General features: G+C 72.1%; 17 protein-coding genes. 9 read left to right on the top strand and 8 right to left on the bottom strand.

Annotated elements, in window-relative coordinates; all coding sequences use genetic code 11:
* The first annotated feature begins 20 nt into the window (after nucleotides 1-20).
* Nucleotides 21-527, top strand: coding sequence for a PaaI family thioesterase (locus tag DSM104299_RS08695; protein ID WP_272476903.1), 507 nt, complete (start codon nucleotides 21-23; stop codon nucleotides 525-527).
* Nucleotides 528-548: 21 nt separating this feature from the next.
* On the opposite strand, the gene DSM104299_RS08690 is transcribed toward DSM104299_RS08695, so the two are convergent.
* Both DSM104299_RS08690 and DSM104299_RS08685 read right to left on the bottom strand, forming a co-directional pair.
* A complete protein-coding gene (locus tag DSM104299_RS08690) occupies nucleotides 549-992 on the bottom strand; it encodes a hypothetical protein (RefSeq protein WP_272476902.1) in 444 nt (147 codons plus the stop codon).
* Between the two features lie 90 nt (nucleotides 993-1,082).
* Nucleotides 1,083-1,523, bottom strand: coding sequence for an Lrp/AsnC family transcriptional regulator (locus tag DSM104299_RS08685; protein ID WP_272476901.1), 441 nt, complete (start codon nucleotides 1,521-1,523; stop codon nucleotides 1,083-1,085).
* 73 nt (nucleotides 1,524-1,596) lie between these two features.
* Between DSM104299_RS08685 and hppD the strand changes: the two genes are divergently transcribed.
* From hppD to DSM104299_RS08660, 5 genes are read left to right on the top strand one after another with little or no spacing between them, the layout of a single operon-like run.
* On the top strand, nucleotides 1,597-2,727 hold the full coding sequence (gene hppD, locus DSM104299_RS08680; RefSeq protein WP_272476900.1) for a 4-hydroxyphenylpyruvate dioxygenase: 1,131 nt from the start codon (nucleotides 1,597-1,599) through the stop codon (nucleotides 2,725-2,727).
* 3 nt (nucleotides 2,728-2,730) lie between these two features.
* On the top strand, nucleotides 2,731-3,915 hold the full coding sequence (locus DSM104299_RS08675; RefSeq protein WP_272476899.1) for a homogentisate 1,2-dioxygenase: 1,185 nt from the start codon (nucleotides 2,731-2,733) through the stop codon (nucleotides 3,913-3,915).
* Nucleotides 3,916-3,945: 30 nt separating this feature from the next.
* Nucleotides 3,946-4,926: an iron-containing alcohol dehydrogenase gene (locus tag DSM104299_RS08670; RefSeq protein ID WP_272476898.1), complete on the top strand. Its 981-nt coding sequence runs from the start codon at nucleotides 3,946-3,948 to the stop codon at nucleotides 4,924-4,926.
* A gap of 2 nt (nucleotides 4,927-4,928) precedes the next feature.
* A complete protein-coding gene (locus DSM104299_RS08665; RefSeq protein ID WP_272478083.1) occupies nucleotides 4,929-6,374 on the top strand; it encodes a TldD/PmbA family protein in 1,446 nt (481 codons plus the stop codon).
* Nucleotides 6,371-7,732: a metallopeptidase TldD-related protein gene (locus DSM104299_RS08660; RefSeq protein ID WP_272476897.1), complete on the top strand. Its 1,362-nt coding sequence runs from the start codon at nucleotides 6,371-6,373 to the stop codon at nucleotides 7,730-7,732. Before DSM104299_RS08665 ends, DSM104299_RS08660 begins: the two co-directional genes overlap by 4 nt.
* A 25-nt stretch (nucleotides 7,733-7,757) precedes the next feature.
* Here the strand turns inward: DSM104299_RS08660 and DSM104299_RS08655 are convergent, their stop codons facing one another.
* Nucleotides 7,758-11,006: a glucodextranase DOMON-like domain-containing protein gene (locus tag DSM104299_RS08655; protein WP_272478082.1), complete on the bottom strand. Its 3,249-nt coding sequence runs from the start codon at nucleotides 11,004-11,006 to the stop codon at nucleotides 7,758-7,760.
* A 226-nt stretch (nucleotides 11,007-11,232) separates the two neighbouring features.
* Between DSM104299_RS08655 and DSM104299_RS08650 the strand changes: the two genes are divergently transcribed.
* Nucleotides 11,233-11,739 (top strand): hypothetical protein, encoded by a 507-nt coding sequence (locus DSM104299_RS08650; protein WP_272476896.1) that lies wholly within the window; start codon nucleotides 11,233-11,235, stop codon nucleotides 11,737-11,739.
* Here DSM104299_RS08650 and DSM104299_RS08645 read toward each other — a convergent pair whose 3' ends face one another.
* The 5 genes from DSM104299_RS08645 to DSM104299_RS08625 all read right to left on the bottom strand — a co-directional run bounded on the left by DSM104299_RS08645 (nucleotide 11,740) and on the right by DSM104299_RS08625 (nucleotide 16,061).
* Nucleotides 11,740-12,546 (bottom strand): SDR family NAD(P)-dependent oxidoreductase, encoded by an 807-nt coding sequence (locus DSM104299_RS08645; protein ID WP_272476895.1) that lies wholly within the window; start codon nucleotides 12,544-12,546, stop codon nucleotides 11,740-11,742. It abuts the gene before it with no gap.
* Nucleotides 12,547-12,898: 352 nt separating this feature from the next.
* A complete protein-coding gene (gene secG, locus DSM104299_RS08640) occupies nucleotides 12,899-13,129 on the bottom strand; it encodes a preprotein translocase subunit SecG (RefSeq protein ID WP_272476894.1) in 231 nt (76 codons plus the stop codon).
* A 13-nt stretch (nucleotides 13,130-13,142) separates the two neighbouring features.
* Nucleotides 13,143-13,430 (bottom strand): hypothetical protein, encoded by a 288-nt coding sequence (locus DSM104299_RS08635; protein WP_272476893.1) that lies wholly within the window; start codon nucleotides 13,428-13,430, stop codon nucleotides 13,143-13,145.
* A gap of 18 nt (nucleotides 13,431-13,448) precedes the next feature.
* Nucleotides 13,449-15,635: a heme lyase CcmF/NrfE family subunit gene (locus DSM104299_RS08630; RefSeq protein WP_272476892.1), complete on the bottom strand. Its 2,187-nt coding sequence runs from the start codon at nucleotides 15,633-15,635 to the stop codon at nucleotides 13,449-13,451.
* A 15-nt stretch (nucleotides 15,636-15,650) separates the two neighbouring features.
* Entirely contained in the window at nucleotides 15,651-16,061 is a 411-nt protein-coding gene (locus tag DSM104299_RS08625; RefSeq protein WP_272476891.1) for a cytochrome c maturation protein CcmE, read from the bottom strand.
* Nucleotides 16,062-16,270: 209 nt separating this feature from the next.
* Between DSM104299_RS08625 and DSM104299_RS08620 the strand changes: the two genes are divergently transcribed.
* Together DSM104299_RS08620 and DSM104299_RS08615 are read left to right on the top strand one after the other, a co-directional pair.
* Nucleotides 16,271-16,546, top strand: a complete 276-nt coding sequence (locus DSM104299_RS08620) for a hypothetical protein (protein WP_272476890.1) — start codon at nucleotides 16,271-16,273, stop codon at nucleotides 16,544-16,546.
* Nucleotides 16,547-16,709: 163 nt separating this feature from the next.
* Nucleotides 16,710-17,018, top strand: a complete 309-nt coding sequence (locus DSM104299_RS08615) for an MTH1187 family thiamine-binding protein (protein ID WP_272476889.1) — start codon at nucleotides 16,710-16,712, stop codon at nucleotides 17,016-17,018.
* Nucleotides 17,019-17,054 lie beyond the last annotated feature (36 nt).

Below are 17,054 nucleotides of genomic sequence, written 5' to 3'. Positions count from 1 at the left end.
AGCGCTCGCAAGTCGTGGGCATGACCGCCGTCGACGCGGAGCGCATGCGCAGCGTGGCGTGGGACGACCCCGCGCCGATGGTCGACGCCGCGGCCCGGCTGACCGGCATCGAGCTCATGCGCGCGATCAAGGACGGCGACCTGCCCGCGCCGCCCGTCGCCCGCCTGCTCGGCTTCGGCATCGATCGCGTCGACGAGGGCAGCGTCGTCTTCTCGATGGACCCGCTCGAGGCCCATCAGAACCCGCTCGGCTCCGTCCACGGCGGGATCATCTCCACGCTGCTGGACAGCGCGATGGGCTGCGCGGTCCACACCACGCTCCCGGCCGGCGGCATGTACACCACCTTGGAGCTGAAGGTGAACTTCCTCCGCCCCTCCTTCGCCGGCGGCGCGCGGCTGCTCGCCGCCGGCACCGTGATCCACCGCGGCTCCACCGCCGTGCTCGCCGAGGCCACCATCACCGACGCGGCAACCGGCAAGAAGATCGCCCACGCGACCTCGACCTGCCTGATCCTGCAGCCGCGCTAGCGGCCGCGGCGGCCCCCGCGCTCAGCCGCCGTGCGAGATCGTGTGCTTGAGCTTGAAGGTGTCGCTGCCCTCGCACGCCGCGATCGCGTTGGACGCGGCCAGCTTCCAGGAGACGGTCCCGGTCGCGGCGCGGGTCGTCGGCAGCTTCGCCTTGACGGTCAGCGTGCCGCCGACGCCGTCGGCCTTCTTGTTGGTGACGTCGACCTTGCCGTTGGCGAGCTTGCCGGTGGCGCTCAGCGTGATCTGCTGCTTGGCGCCGGTCGTCGACACGCAGTTGACGGTCACCGACACGGGCACGGCCTTGGTGCCGCGCTCGTTGTAGATGGTGGTGATGTCGCTCTTCTTGTGGGTCTTCCCCGACCACACGTCGATCGTCGGGACCTTCGCTGCCTGGGCGATCGCGACCGGGGTGAGCGCGGTGGTGGCGAGGACGGCGAAGGCGGCGGCACGGCGACGGACGGGCATGCGCGCGACCCTATCGGCGTTCGAGGGGCGCGTCGCGCGCAGGCATGCGTAGATATACGAAGGTCTGGGATTTCGGGCGCGTCGGCGTCGTCACAGCGCCACCGGCCGCTCGAACAGCGTCGACAGGACGACCTGCGTGTGGGTCCGGCGCACGCCGGGCGTGTCGCGCAGGCGCTCCAGCGCCTCCTCCAGGTGCTGGGTGTCGGCCGCCCGGACGTGGAGGATCGCGCTGGCCTCGCCGGCCACGGTGTAGGCGGCCTCGACCTCGGGGTGCGGCTCGATCGCCGTCCGGACCTCGCCGCCGGACATGCGCCCCTCGCAGTAGAGCGCCACGACCGCGTGCGTGTGCCAGCCCATCGCGGCCGGATCGATGACCGCGGCATAGGACTTGATGACGCCGTCGTCCTGCAGCCGGTCGACGCGGCGCTTGACCGCCGGCGCGCTCAGGCCGACGTGCGTGCCGATGTCGCCGAAGGAGCGGCGGGCGTTGCTGCGCAGCAGCGCAACGATCTTGCGATCGATGTCGTCCATCGACCCATCCTAACGGCGCCACACGCAACGGATCGGCATTGATATGCCCCCTCGACAGGCAGATCATTTCGTCATGAGCACGGTCGAGACCACTCCTGCCCACAAGAGCCTCCAGGACTACATGCCGCTCAACGGCGTGGACCACGTGGAGCTGTTCGTGGGGAACGCCAAGCAGGCCGCCTACTTCTACACGCGCGCCTATGGCTTCAGGCTCGTGGCCTACAGCGGGCTGGAGACCGGCGTGCGCGACCGCGCGTCCTACGTCGTCCAGCAGGGCCGCATCCGGCTCGTGCTCACCGGCGCGCTGCACTCCGACTCGCCCATCGCCGAGCACCAGCGCCGCCACGGCGACGGCGTGAAGGTGATCGCGCTCTCGGTCCCCGACGTCGACCACGCCTACCGCGAGGCGACGACGCGCGGCGCCACCGGCGTCGCCGAGCCCCACGACGCGACCGACGAGCACGGCACGGCCCGCCTCGCGACGATCGAGACCTACGGCGAGACGCTGCACACGTTCGTCGACCGCTCGCACTACAAGGGCGCCTTCCTCCCGGGCTACGAGGCCCGCGACGACGGCTCGCCAGACGACGATCCCGCCCACCCCATGCTGCTCGCGCTCGACCACATCGTGGGCAACGTCGAGCACATGGACCCGTGGGTGAAGTTCTACGAGGACGTCTTCAACATGAAGGAGATGATCCACTTCACCGACAACGACATCTCGACCGAGTACTCCGCCTTGATGTCGAAGGTCGTCGCCGACGGCAAGGGCGTCGTGAAGTTCCCGATCAACGAGCCGGCCGAGGGCAAGCGCAAGTCCCAGATCGAGGAGTACCTGGAGTTCTACGAGGGCCCGGGCGCCCAGCACCTCGCGGTCGCCACGCGCGACATCGTCGCGACCGTGATCGAGCTGCGCCGGCGCGGCGTCGAGTTCCTCGACATCCCCAAGGCCTACTACGACGAGGTCCCGGACCGCGTCCCCGAGGTCGCCCCGCAGCTCGACGACCTGCGCAAGCAGGGCATCCTGGTCGACCGCGACGACGAGGGCTACCTCCTGCAGATCTTCACCAAGCCGGTCGGCGACCGGCCGACGGTCTTCTTCGAGGTCATCGAGCGCCACGGCGCCCGCGGCTTCGGCGACGGCAACTTCAAGGCCCTGTTCGAGGCGCTCGAGCGCGAGCAGGACCGTCGTGGGAACCTCTGAGGCATGCGCTACGTCAGCCTCGGCGAGGTCCCGCCCAAGCGTCACGCGCAGGTGTGGCGGCAGAACGGCTCGCGCCGGCTCCTGACGGAGGAGGTCCTCGGCTACGAGGGCTTCAGCGGCAACGAGACCATCCTGTACCACCTGCATTCCCCCTGCCGGATCGCTGAGGTCGGCGCCTTCACGCCGACGGTCCGGGAGGAGTGGGTGCCCGAGGCGCACGTGCACCGGCTGGCGGACGCCAACGGGGCGCCGAGCGGCGGCGACCCCGTCGGCGGCCGCCGGCTGCTGATGTTCAACGACGACCTCGAGGTCTCGATCGCCAAGCCGACCGAGGCGATGACCCGCTTCCACCGCAACGGCGAGGGCGACGAGGTCATCTACGTCCACCGCGGCAGCGGCAAGCTGCGCACGGTCTTCGGCCCGGTCACGTTCCGCGAGCGCGACTACCTCGTGATCCCGCGCGGGACGACCTACCGCTTCGAGCCCGACCCGGGCGTCGAGCAGTTCTGGGTGTGCATGCACACGCCGGGCGAGATCGAGACGCCCAACCGCTACCGCAACCGCTATGGCCAGCTCCTGGAGCACGCGCCGTACTCGCAGCGCGACTTCCACGGCCCGGCGCAGATGGAGACGCACGACGAGGCCGGCGAGTTCGAGCTGACCGTCCGCGTCCGCGGCGGCGTCCAGTCCTACCTCCTGGACCGCCACCCGTTCGACGTCGTCGGCTGGGACGGCTACGTCTTCCCCTACACCTTCAACGCCGACGACTTCGAGCCGCGCGCCGGCCGCTTCCACCTGCCGCCGCCCGCCCACCAGACGTTCCAGGGCCTGAACTTCGTCATCTGCACGTTCGCGCCGCGGATGCTCGACTGGGACCCGCAGGCCGTCCCGATCCCGTACCACCACTCGAACATCCAGTCCGAGGAGGTCATGTTCTACGCCGACGGCGACTACGCCGCGCGCAAGGGCGTGGAGGTCGGCTGCCTGACGCTGCACCCCAGCGGGCTGCCGCACGGGCCGCAGCCGGGCACGGTCGAGAAGGCGCTCGGCGCCACCTCGACCAACGAGCTCGCGGTCATGTGGGACACCTTCAAGCCGCTGAAGCTGGCGGCGCTGTGGCGTGACAACGACAAGCCCGAGTACGCCTACTCGTGGAACCCGGACCGCGAGGCGACCCCGAGGGCGTGACCGCCCCGCCGGGGCAATAGCCTGCCCGGCATGGACTTCACCTGGCAGGACGGCGAGCGCACGATCCGGTTCGGCCGTGGCGTCATCGCCGACGCCCCCGCGCTGCTGGGCGACTCCTACACCTTGCTCACGACCGAGCGCGCCGCGCCGATGGCGCCCGACGTCGTGCAGCGCGCCGACCGCGTGCTTCACGTCCCGAGCGGCCTCGTCGACGCGCTCGCGGCCGACCTGGACGCCGAGGTCGGCGACGCGTCGCTGATCGTCGCGCTCGGCGGCGGGCGCGTGATCGACGTCGCCAAGGCGCTCGCGGGCTGCCGCGCGGGCGCGCGCGCCGCGGCGATCCCGACGACGCTCAGCGCGGCGGAGATGACGATCGTCCACCGCCGCCCCGCGGGCCGGGAGCGCGAGGCGCGCAACGTCCGCCCCGCGATCGTGATCAACGACCCCGACATCTCCGCCTCGCAGCCCGCGGGCGAGCTCGCCGCGTCGTCGGCCAACGCCCTGGCCCACGCCGTGGAGGCGCCGGTCACGATCTTCACCTCGACGGTCCCGACGCTCGCCGCGCGCGAGGCCATCCGGCTGATCGACGTCGCCTGGCTCGTCGACGGCGAGGACCCGTCCTACAACGGCCGCACGCAGCTCGCCCATGCCGCGCTGCTGTCGGGCTACGCGATCGACACCACCAAGTACGGGCTCAGCCACGTGCTGTCCCAGACGCTCGTGCGCGTCGGCGGCGCCGGGCACGGCCAGGCCAACGCCGCGGTCCTGCCGGTCGCGATCGGCGCGCTGGAGCGGCGCTTCCCGGGCCGCGTCGATCCCGACGGGACGCTGACGACGCTCGCCCGCCGCCTGGCCGCGCGCGCCGGCGCGGACGGCATCCGCCGCCTCGGCGTCGACGAGGCCGAGCTCGACGCGATCGCCGACGCCGCCGCGCAGCGCGCCGACCTCGCCTACACGCCGCCCGCCGCCGACCGCGACGAGCTCCGCGCGCTGTACGCCGAGGCCTGGTGAGCATGCTCGACCTGCTGCGCCAGACCGTGGACCGCGCGGCCGGCCACTGCGCCTACGCCGAGGCCCGTCACGTCCACAGCCGCGAGGAGCACCTGGCGGTCCACGACGAGCTCGTCGACAGCGTCGACGCCACCGAGTCCGAGGGCATCGGCGTCCGCGTCCTGGTCGGCGGGGCGTGGGGCTTCGCGGCCACGCGCGACATCACCGCCGCCGGCGCCGAGCAGGCGCTGAGGCGCGCGCTGGCCGTCGCCGCCGCCCAGCCCGCCGCCGGCGCCCGGCCGCTGGCGCCGGTCGCGCCCGCGACCGGCCATTGGGAGTCGCGGTGCGCGATCGACCCGTTCGCGCTCCCGCTCGAGGAGCGCCTGGCCCACCTGTTCGCCGCCGTCGCCGCGATGCGCGGCGACGCCCGCATCGTCCGCGCCGACGCGTCGGCGGAACTGATGCGCACGACCAAGGCGCTGGCCACCAGCGACGGCACCGCGGTCACGCAGGTGCTGACCGAGTGCGGCGCCGGGATCGCCGCGACCGCGGTCGGCGACGGCGAGCTGCAGATCCGCACCTACCCGTGCTCGCACGGCGGGACGGTGGCCGCCGCCGGCTGGGAGCAGGTCATCGCCCTCGACCTGCTCGGCCACGCGCCGCGCGTCGCCGCCGAGGCCATCGAGCTGCTGACCGCGCCCGAGGTCCCCGAAGGCCAGCGGACGATCGTGCTCCACGGCGAGCAGCTCGCGCTCCAGCTGCACGAGTCCATCGGCCATGCGCTGGAGCTCGACCGCATGCTGCTCGGCGAGGCGTCCTACGCGGGCACGAGCTGGGTCCAGCCCACCGACCTGGCCGCCGGCCTGCGCTACGGCTCCGAGCGCCTCGACGTCACCGCCGACGCGACGGTCCCCGGCGCTCTCGGCACTTTCGGCTGGGACGACGAGGGCGTCCCGGGCGCGCGCACGCCGCTGATCGAGGGCGGCCTGCTCACCGCGACGCTGTCAGACCGCCAGTCGGCCGCGGCGATCGGGCTGGGCGCCTCCGGCGGCTGCGCCCGCGCCGAGGGTTTCGCCCGCCAGCCGATCGTGCGCATGACCAACGTGTCGGTCGAGCCCGGCGACGCGGGGTCGCTGGCCGACCTCCTCGCCGACACCGAGGACGGCGCCCTCTACCTGGAGTCCAACCGCTCGTGGTCGATCGACGACCGCCGCTGGCAGTTCCAGTTCGCAACCGAGCTCGCGCGCGAGATCCGCGGCGGCGAGCTGGGCAGGTTGTACCGGAACCCGCTGTACGCGGGGATCACGCCGGAGTTCTGGGGCTCGTTGGACGCGGTGTGCGGCCCGGACGAGTGGCGCCTGTGGGGCCTGACCAACTGCGGCAAGGGCGAGCCGGGGCAGCTCATGCACGTCTCGCACGGCACGTCGCCGGCGCGGTTCCGCGACGTGCGCGTCGGGGTGGCGTCGTGACCGGCGACGACCTCGCCGCCCACGCGCTGACGTTCCTCTCCGGCGAGGGCCAGGCGACGGTCGAGCACGAGCGCTCGCTCCTGCTGCGCTACGCGCGCTCGGCACCGACGCAGGCGACCGAGCTCGACGACACGAGCGTCCACCTGCTGGCGCTGCGCGACGGCCACGTCGGCGGCGCGACCACCAACCTCACCGACGACGACAGCCTGCGCGCGACCGCCCGCCGCGCGATGGACGCGGCCGAGGCCGCGGCGCGGGCGGCCGGCGGCGACGGCGACCATCCCGGCCTCCCGGGCCCGCCGGACGGCGGCTACCGCCAGCACGACGGCTACGACGCGGCGACCGCGGCGCTCGACCCCGAGCCGGGCGGCGCCGCGCTCGCGCAGGCCTTCGCCGTGGCGGCCGAGCACGACCTCGAGGCCTTCGGCGTCTGGACCGCGGGCGCGGTGGAGACCGCGATCGCGTCCTCGCGCGGCATCCTCGCCGTCGACCGCGTGACCGACGCCTACATGAAGGTCATGTGCCGCGACGCGCGTGCCCGGACCGGCCAGCTCTCGCAGGCCGCGGTGCGCGCGGCCGACCTCGACGGCGAGGCGATCGCGCGGGCGGCCGCGGCCAAGGTCGTGCCGGGCGAGCCGGTCCGCCTCGACCCCGGCGAGTACCCGGTGGTGCTCGACGCCGAGGCCGTTGGTGGCCTGCTGGAGATGCTCGGCGGCCTCGCGTTCAACGGGCTGGCCCACGCCGAGGGCCGCGGCGCCCTGGACGGTCTTCTCGGCACCCGCGTCGCGGCGCCGAGCGTCAACCTGGCCGACACGCCGCGCTACGCCAGGACGTGGACGCGCGCCTTCGACTTCGAGGGCGTCCCGAAGGCGCCGCTCCCGCTGATCCAGGACGGCGTGGCCCATGCCGTCGTGCACGACACGCGCTCGGCCGCGGTCGCCGGCGGTGGCGCGCGCTCGACCGGCCACGCGGTCGCGCCCGGCGGCAGCGCCGGCGGCCCGTACGCGACGAACCTCGTGCTCGCCGGCGGCGGCGCGTCCGGCGTCGACGAGCTCGCGGCGCCGATCGAGCGCGGCATCTACGTGACGCGGCTCTGGTACCTCAACGTCGTCCACCCCAAGCAGACGCTGCTGACCGGGACCACGCGCGACGGCACGTTCCTGATCGAGGACGGCAGGATCGCCCGGCCGCTGCGCGACGTGCGCTTCACCGACTCGGTCCTGCGCCTGCTCGACGCGACCGAGGCGCTGAGCGCGTCACCCCGGCTGACGACCGAGGCGGAGTACTACGGCCGCCGCTTCGCGTTCGGCACCGTCTGCCCGGCGCTGCGCGCGAGCGGCTTCCGTGTGACCGGCTGACGGGCGCGCCCGGCCCGGCGCTCGCTCACGGGATCACCACCGGGGCGATCGTCACGGGGCCGGCGAGCGGGTCGAGCTCGGTGGCCTGGTCGACGCCGGCGGGCGTGAGCACGTCCATCGCCTTGGGCACCGAGTTGGGGTCGGTCGAGCAGATCGCGGGGCTGGTGTCGCTGGCCGGGCACACGCCGAACTGGAAGTCCTGCGGCGTGGGCTGGAAGCCGCGCGCCAGGTCGGGGCTGAACCCGTCCTGGCCGTGCAGGACGACCGTGAAGCCCCAGCCCGACGTCGGCGTGCCGAGGCTCGCCTTCGGCACGCTGAACGTCATGTAGCGCGAGATCGGGTTGCCGCTGATGCTGACGTTGCCCAGCGTGGCGCCGCTCGCGTCGCGGTAGGTCTGGCCGAAGCCCTGGACCTCGATGAACCGGCTCCACGCGCCGGACGGCGCGACGGAGAAGTTGCGTGTCGCAAACGGCGCGGCCGTCGACGTCGGCGCGGCGCCGGGCACGTGCACGAAGAGGTCGAGCAGTTGCGCGCCGACCGGGCTGCCGAACGTGTTCGTCAGATCGCGCAGGCGCGCCCGGAAGATGATGGTCTCGCCGCCGTCGAAGACCTGGAACTGCTGCAGGTCGTAGGCGCCGTCGTGGAAGTTCGACGACGTCGGGTACTGGAACGTGCCCGGCCCGTGGTCGTCGCCGTCGGGATCGTTGGTCTCGTAGATCAGCGTGCCCGGGACGAAGTCGAAGACGACGGTCCGGACCTGCCGGCCCGTGCCACCGGTGGCCGGGTCGGTCGCGACGACGTTGAGGACCGAGGTGCCGCCGGTGACCGGGACGTCGACCGCGAACGTGCCGTCGGGGCCCGCGGTGCCGGTGACCGTCGTGCTCTTGAAGTCGTTGTCGGTGTTGGTCGCGGTGATCGCGATCGCGTTGCCCGCCTTGGTCGTACCCTGGACGGCGACGGTGCCGTCGACCGCGCTCTCGTCGGCCGGCGAGGTGACCGTGAGCGGCGTGCTGCCCTGCGTGTGCGTGACGTAGCGGTCGGTCGTGTAGGCCGGCGTGTCGAGCTGGCGGCCGGCGGCCGCGTCGAGCGTCAACCGGACGAACTGGCCCGCGGACCACGTCAGCGCGCTGGCGCTGCCGGCGGGCTTGCCGTTGGCGAACCCGATCGACGCCACCGTCGGGTCCGTCCCGAACGGCGACGCCGGCAGGTCGGGCAGCTCCCAGGCCTGCTCGGGGATCAGGCCGACGCCCGAGGACATGTTCATCATGGCCTTCAGCCGGCCGACCGCGGCGCCCGTGTCGCCCTGCGCGACTTCATATTGGCCTCGCTCGCCGGCGAGCACCGGCCAGAGATGGCCGTTGCCCTGGTTGCTCGGCGGCCAGGGCCGGCCGTCGCTGGACCGGTCGCCGTAGCCGTCGCCGTTGTAGCGGTAGAAGCCGTCGCCCGAGGCGGTGGACTTCCGGATCGCGCCGTCGACCACCGTCAGCGAGCGCACGATGTCCGGGTCGCTCGCCGGCAGCAGGCCGAGGCGCGCGTACTCGAGGAAGCCCGCGTCGATGACGTCGCGCTGGTCGAGGTCCGGGCCGCCGTTGCCGACGTTGTAGACGATCGCCGCGTTCGGGTCGCCGGTCTTGGAGAGGCGGATGAAGTACGGGTCGCTGCTGCGCGGCCCGTTGGTCGTCAGCGTCCACGTCTTGAGGTTGCGCTGGAACTCGTCGGCGACGCCGCGCCAGACCTGGGCCGAGGCCGCGTCGCCGTTCTTGTCCGCGATCTCGGCCGCGGCGACCAGCCCGGCGATCTCGGCCGAGATCGTGGACGGCGAGTAGCCGGACTGCTCCTCCCAGCGCTCGTTGCCGAACGCCGGGCCGTGGGCGATGACGTAGTTCGCCGCCGGCTTGATGTGGTCGTTGTAGTAGTCCTTGCTCGTCAGGCCGACGGCCAGCGCCATCACGATCGGGTAGGCGCACTCGTCCAGCTGCGTGCCGAACGAGTCGGGCGCGGTCTTGCCGTTGGCCAGCGAGTTGCGCGGCATCGAGCCGTCGGGCAGCTGCTGGCGCTCGAAGAGGAAGCGCGTCATGTCGCGCGCGGTGCCCGTGTCGCCGGCGAGGTACAGCGACGTCCACGCCTCGTAGAGGTCGCGGGCGAAGACCTCGCGGTAGGACCCGAAGTACGTGTTCGCCGGATCGCCGGCCGAGACCGCCTGGCCCCACGGGGACGCCATCGCGGCGGCGACCGCGCCGGGGAACGTCTTGTCCTCGGCGGTCTTCACGTAGTTGGCCGAGGTGTAGTACTCGCCGAGGATGGTGTTCCAGGTCGACGGCGCGACGCCGCGCGGGCGCTGCGGGCGGCGCAGGCCGGCGTCGTAGGCCAGCCAGCCGACGGCGTAGCGCGCGGCGGTCGCCAGCGCGTTGGTGCGCAGCGCGGAGCGGACCGTGGAGGCGGCGTCGGCCGCGGTGGTCCCGAAGCCGAGGTCGAGGTCGAAGGTGCCGTCACGGCCGAGGTCGACCTCGGCGGTCTGGACGAGGTTGCCGGCGTTGTCGGTGGCGTCGTGCCGCTGGGTCAGGCGATGGCTGGCGTCGAGCTGCTTGAGCCCGTCGGAGTCCGAGCCCGCGAAGCCGTTGGTGATGGCCTTGAACGGGCGGCTGGCGTCGAGCGCGCTGAAGACGGGGACCGCGTAGTCGCGGTTGGCCGCGTTGGTGGCGGTGACGGGGTCGGAGCCGATCAGGACGTCGTGGCCGTCGCGGCGCAGGCTCGCGCCGTTGTCCGGGCCGCCGTTGCCGGTCCCACCGCCGCCGTTGCCGTTCAGCGTCGGGTCGAAGCGCACGTAGACGCGGTAGTTGGACAACCGGCCCTTGAGCGGGACGAAGCGGCTGTGCGTGACGACCGCGTTGCGCTGCGGATCGGTCAGGTAGTCGGTGACGATCTGGTAGCGCCCGCTCTTGGCGCGGGCGGTCACGCGGCAACCCGGGACGCGGTCGTCGAGCGCGCGGACGGTGTAGGTCATGTCGCGCGTCTGGAGGTCGGTGAACGACGCGCCGTCGGTGACCACGTACTGCATGGTCTCGACGTTGGTGTTGTCGTTGGTCGGGAAGTACACGTCGCTGAGGACGCCGTTGGCGACCGTGAACCACACCTTGGAGGTGCGGTTGCGCGCGGTGCCGACGCAGTCCTTGCGCGCGAGGTCGTAGTGGCTGAGCGAGCCGGGCCCGTCGGTCGCGGGCGGGTTGGCGGCCAGCGCGTTCGCCGCGCCGCCCAGCATCCCGACGACCACCATCACGACACCGACGCTCCGCAGACGACGCATACGAGCACCACTCCCACCCCGGTGGCATCCGTGCCGGTTGACCCTTCGGACCGGGCGCGAACGTACCACCGCCGCGCACGGCCGATGGGCAACCTGGCGCCCTCCTGACATACGCCAATCTGGCGGAACCCGGCAGGTGTGGGAACACTCCACCTAGGTGCCGTGCCCCTCGGCGCACGGGGCCCGTTCCAAGGACATGACCCGAAAGAACCTCCTCCCTATCCTCGCCCTCGCCACCACCGCGATCGTCCCGACCACCAGCGCCCTCGCTGCCGGCAGCGACCACACGGCCACGATCCCCGCGACCAAGGCCTCGATCAAGATCGAGAGCGGCTACGCCTACTACGACAGCTTCAAGCCCTCCAACAAGCGCCTGATCGTCGTCGTCGTCAAGACCCACGGCGAGGCGCCGCGCCGCTTCGACGGCCTCATCCGCGCCGGCGGCTCGCTGAGCGGCCACCACGGCGGCTCCGTGGGCTCCGTCGGCGGCAAGCAGTCCAAGTGCTACACCTTCACGGTGCCGCTCAAGGACGGCCACTTCTACACCAAGAGCGGCGGCAAGGGCGCCAAGGGCAGCCCCGGCAAGTACCTCGCCGTGATGTCGGCCAAGGACAAGGACGGCAACACCGTGTCCTCGACCAAGGTCATCAACCTGCGCGACCGCAAGGTCGGCGACCGCGTCGGCAAGCCCCTGAGCTGCTGATCAGCGTCGCGCCGTCAAGTCCTCCGACAACGCCCACAGCCGCCGGCGCGCCTCCGCGTCGGCGGCTTGGGCATCCGGCTGCGCCTCCCGCAGCCCGTCGAAGAACCGGCCGGTCACGGTGTCGAGCGCCGGGTCGGCGACGAGGCGGAAGGTCGCCTCGACACCCTCTTCGAGGGTCGAGATCGGCGACGGCACCATCTTGGTGGGCATGTAGGTCGCGGGATGCAGCGCGTTGACGGTCAGCGCCGGCGCGACCTGCGGCGCCAGCTCCTCGGTGGAGAGGATCTGCGCGAGCTTGCTCTGGCAGTAGGCGCGCACGCCCGAGTAGCCGCGCTCGAGCATCACGTCGTCGAAGTCGATCGCCTGCTGTCCGAGCGAGGAGACGTTGACGATCCGCTCCGCGATCCGGTCCTCCGCCAGCAGCCGCTGCGTCAGCGCGAAGCCCGCGAGGTAGTTGACGGCGAACCGCAGCTCGTGGCCATCCGCGCTGACCTCCCGCTCCTCGACCCGTCCCGTCCGCGCACCGATCCCGGCGTTGTTGACCAGGACGTCAATCCGCTCGTCCGCGGCGATCAGCGCATCCGCCAACCCGTGCACCTGCGCGAGCGACGCGAAGTCCGCCCGGTAGGACCGCACCCCGCCGCCGCCATCGAGCTCGTCGACCGTGGCCTCGATCCGGTCCGCGCTGCGGCCATGGACGATCACCGTGGCCCCCGCATCCAGCACCTCCCGCGCGAGCGCCCGCCCGAGGCCGTCCGTCGCCCCGGTGATCAACACCGTCTTCCCGGTCAGGTCAAACCGCGCCATGCGCTCGACCCTAGCGCCGAGACGGTGACGATCGATGCGGAGGCGCGTGGCACTGCCAGGGCGGCAGATCGTGGCCGACAACAGTGGCGGCGCCCGAGGCGAGGGGCACGGCAACCGAGCGGCCGGCGCGCGGCGCGGCGCGTTTGCGCCCCGCATCGTCGTGGCTGGGGGCGCCGCGCGAGTGCCGGCGGGCGCCAGCCCGTCGAGCCGGTCGGTGCCTCCAGGCGCGGCGCGTTTGCGCCCCGCATCGTCGTGGCTGGGGGCGCCGGGCGAGTGCCGGCGGGCGCCAGCCCGTCAAGCCGGTCGGTGCCTCCAGGCGCGGCGAGGCGGCGCGCAAACGCGCCGCGCCCGGCTAGTTGATCTTGAGGAGGACGATCGTGTTCAGCGCGAACAGGATCGCGAACCCGACGGTCCAGCGGTTCAGGTTGCGCTCGACCAGCGAGCCGCCGCCGAGGGAGCCCTGGCCGGAGCCGACGCCGAAGGCGCCGGACAGCCCCGCGTCCTTCCCGGAGTGCATGAGCACCAGGAAGATGAGCACGATGCTGATGATCACCTGGACGACGCTGAGGATCGTTTCGAGCATTGCGCGGTGAAGGTTAGTCGTCCCCGGCGCCGAGCGCATCCAGCTTGCGCAGGAGCTCCATGGCCTCGGCACGCAGCTCGCGGTCGATCGCCTTCCAGTCCTGTTCGGACAGCTTCCCGGTGCGGTAGTCCATCTCGACCTCGCGGATCTCGCGGTAGCGCGCCTCCTTGGCGGCTTCGAGGTCTTCCAACGCCGCCTGGTACTCGGCGTCCTCGGTCTCCATGTGACCGCCGCGCAGCGGACCCGCGATCGCGTAGCCCGCGGCCACGGCGGCGGCCAGCACCAGCAGAACCGCCGCCACGTCCATCGCTGCGCGCGGTTACGCGCGCCCCAGGTCGCGCGCGACGCGGGCGGCGTACCCGGCCGTCGCGCGACGGTGCGCGAGGTCGGGGGTCGGCCAGATGCAGATGAGGCCGCCGAGGAAGACCATCAGCCCGCCGATCCAGACCCACGCGACCAGCGGCGAGACGATCAGACGGAACGTCGCCGGCGGCGCGCTCTTGGCGTAGTTGTCGGTCAGCCCTCGGATCGCGGTCCCCAGCGCGGTCGAGTACTCCTGCTGGTCCATCTTGCCCTGCGCGCCCTTGAAGACGGCGTCGCCCTGCTTGACGGTCGCGAGCGTCGGGTCGAGGTCGGGTGTCACGGCGCTCCACACGTCGCGCCCGACGCCCGCCATCATCGCGATCTCCGAGGTCGACTCGCCCTCGAAGTACTTGCCGATCGCGCCGGCGAACGGGGCGCCCTCGATCGGGTAGTAGCCGCGCTCGGGCTTGAGGACGCCGATCTTCTTGCCGTGCTTGAAGACCGTCAGCCGCGCGCCGAAGACCAGCCGCTCCACGCCGTTCTTGGTGACGTCGATCCGCGACGTCGGCCCGTCGTAGCGGGCGACGTAGCCGCGCCCGAGCTCGGTCGACTGGCCCTTCTTCAGCTCGACGGTGTGGACGTGCTGGAACGCGGTCGACGCGGCCACGCCGATGAACAGCAGCGCCATCCCGACGTGGATGGTGTAGCCGCCGTAGCGCCGGCGGTTGCGGCGGATCAGCGTGATGAACGCCAGCGGCACGGGCTCGCCGGTCATGGCGCGCCGCGCGCGGACGCCACGGGCGAACTCCTGGGTGATGGTGCCGATCGCGAACGCCGCGAAGGCGAACATCAGCAGCGCCCATGGCCGGCCGGCGACGCCGAACGGGATCAGCACGATCACCGTGACGATGCCGGTGACGATCGGCCACAGGAAGTTGCGGCGCGCGTTCTTGGGCGTCGCCCGGCGCCACGCGATCACGGGCCCGATGCCGCTGAGCAGCACGAGCACGAGCGCCAGCGGCACGACGTACTTGTCGTACCACGGCGGTCCGAGCGACTGCTTCTGGCCGGTCATGGCCTCGGAGATCAGCGGGAAGAACGTGCCCCAGAAGACGACGAACGCCATCCCGACCAACACCAGGTTGTTGCCCAGGAACATGGCCTCGCGCGACAGCAGCGAGTCGAGCTTGTGCTCGGTGCGCAGCACGTCGCGGCGCGAGACGACGAGCGCCACGCTGCCGGCGATCATCACGCCGATCAGGATCACGAACGGGATGCCGAGCGTCGATGCGCCGAACGCGTGGATCGAGTCGAGGATCCCGGAGCGGACCAGGAACGTGCCGAGGATCGCCAGCGTGCCGGTCGCGAGGATCAGCGACGCGTTCCACGTCTTCAGCATCCCGCGCTTCTCCTGCACCATGATCGAGTGCAGGAACGCAGTGCCGGTGAGCCACGGCAGCAGCGACGCGTTCTCGACCGGGTCCCAGGCCCAGTAGCCGCCCCAGCCGAGCTCGGCGTAGGACCAGCGCGCACCGAGGAAGATCCCGACGCCGAGGAAGAACCACGCGGCGAGCGCGAAGCGGCGCGTGGCGCCGATCCACTCGGCGTCGACCCGCCGCACGGCCAGCGCGCCGACCGCGAACGCGAACGGCACCGCCCACAGCGTGTAGCCGCTGTAGAGCATCGGCGGGTGGATCATCATCGACGGGTGGCGCAGGAGCGGGTTCAGCCCCGTCCCCTCGGACGGCGCGATCGCCAGCGTGTCGAACGGCGAGACCGCGAAGACCAGCAGGCCGCCGAAGAAGACGGCGAAGGCCATGAGCACCGCGATCGCGTACGGCTGCACGTCGCGCATGCGGTGGCGCGTCAGGAAGACGACGAGCGAGGACCACACGCTCAGCAGCCAGAGCCACAGCAGCAGCGAGCCCTCCTGCGAGGACCAGGCCGCGGCGGCCTTGTAGAACGTCGGCGTCGTGGTCGACGAGTGCGACTGCACGACGCTGAACGAGAAGTCCGAGCGCAGGAACGCGACCTCGAGGACGACGAACGCACCGCTGGTCAGCGCGGCCAGCGCGTAGACCGCACGGCGGGCGGACGTGACCCACTCGCGCTTGTGCGCGAGCCCGCCGTACAGCGCCGCGACGACGCCGTAGAGGGCGACCGCGAACGCCAGGAACACGAGACCACGACCGAGATCAGCCATGAGCGGCGCTGCCCACTAGGTCGACTGCGTCTTGGACTGCTCTTGGAACTTCGACGGGCACTTCGTCACGAGCGAGTCCTTCTCGCCCACGAACGTGCTGCCCTCGCGCTTCACGGTCACGATGACCTCGCGGCCGCCGCGGAACGTGTCGGCGACCGAGCCCGTGTAGCGGATCGGCACGGAGGCCTTGCCGTTGCGGTCGCGCACGCGGAACTGGTAGGTCGTGCCGACCTTCTTGATCGAGCCGTCCACGACCTTGCCCGTCAGCTGGTAGCTGCGGCCGGCATCGGCGCTGGCCAGCAGCTGGCTGGGGGTGCGTGCCTCGGAGGAGGCGCTGAAGCTCTGGTAGATGAGGGCGACCGACAGGACGAGGGCCGCGCTCAGCGCCACGACGAGACGTACGCGGCGCTTGCGTGCAGGGTCCATCGACACGCAGTATCGCAGCCTCGCGCGCGGAACCGCCCGCACCCCGACATGACCCCGAGCGAGCGAGGCTCGGCCTCTGCGCGATGAACCGCTCCCCACCCGTGGTTAGGGCAGGCGTCCAGGACTGCTCAAGCGCCAGGTCGGTCCGACGATGACGTTGTGCGAAACCTCTCGCGCCTCCCGGTGTCTTGAGGAACAGACCCCACGCCATGCGCGTCCGCCCCCTTCGCCCCACCGACCGCCGTCCTCCCCGCACCGAGCGCCGCCCGCATGTCTTCGGCCGCCCGGCCGAGGCCGAGGTCGAGGCCGAGGTCGAGGTCGTCAGCGCCGAGGTCGTCGAGGACCACGCCGCCGAGCGTCGCCACCGCGAGTGCGTGACGTCGGAGGACACCGCGCACTACTCCTGCTCCTGCGGCTTCCAGTTCCAGGCCGCGGTCACCACGTCGGTCTCGTGCCCGCACTGCGGCACGGATCAGGCCTGGTAGCCGGGCGTCCCGCCGCTCAGGCGATGAGCGCGATCCCGGTCGCGACCAGCCAATGCCGGCGACGCCGAGGCCGTGGCCGCCTTCAGCGGGATCATCGCCATCAACGACGGCGTTCGTCCACGACCACCTCCTGTCCGGGCTGCGCACGCGCTAGCGTCGCCGGGTGGCCACCGCAGACCTGACCGTGATCGGGCTGGGCCGGAGCGATCCCTCCGCCAGCCGCTACATCGCCGCGATCCAGCGCAAGCTCGCCGCCCAGGACCGCGTCAAGCACGTGCTCCACGCGATGGGCACGTCGCTGGAGGGCGAGACGAGCGACATATTGGCCTTGGTCGGCGAGCTGCACGCCGTGCCGTTCGAGCTCGGCCTGCCGCGCGTCTACACCGTGCTCAAGCTCGACGAGCGCCGCGACAAGGCGCAGACGCTGGAGGACAAGGTCGCGTCGGTGCAGCGCGCGCTGGCCGAGGGCTAGCCGCAAGTTCGGACGAGCTGGCGCGTTGGCGCTTGT

The organism is Baekduia alba (assembly GCF_028416635.1).
Lineage (GTDB): Bacteria > Actinomycetota > Thermoleophilia > Solirubrobacterales > Solirubrobacteraceae > Baekduia > Baekduia alba.
Note: the sequence above shows the minus strand (reverse complement) of the source record. Positions and strands in the feature narration are given on the sequence as shown.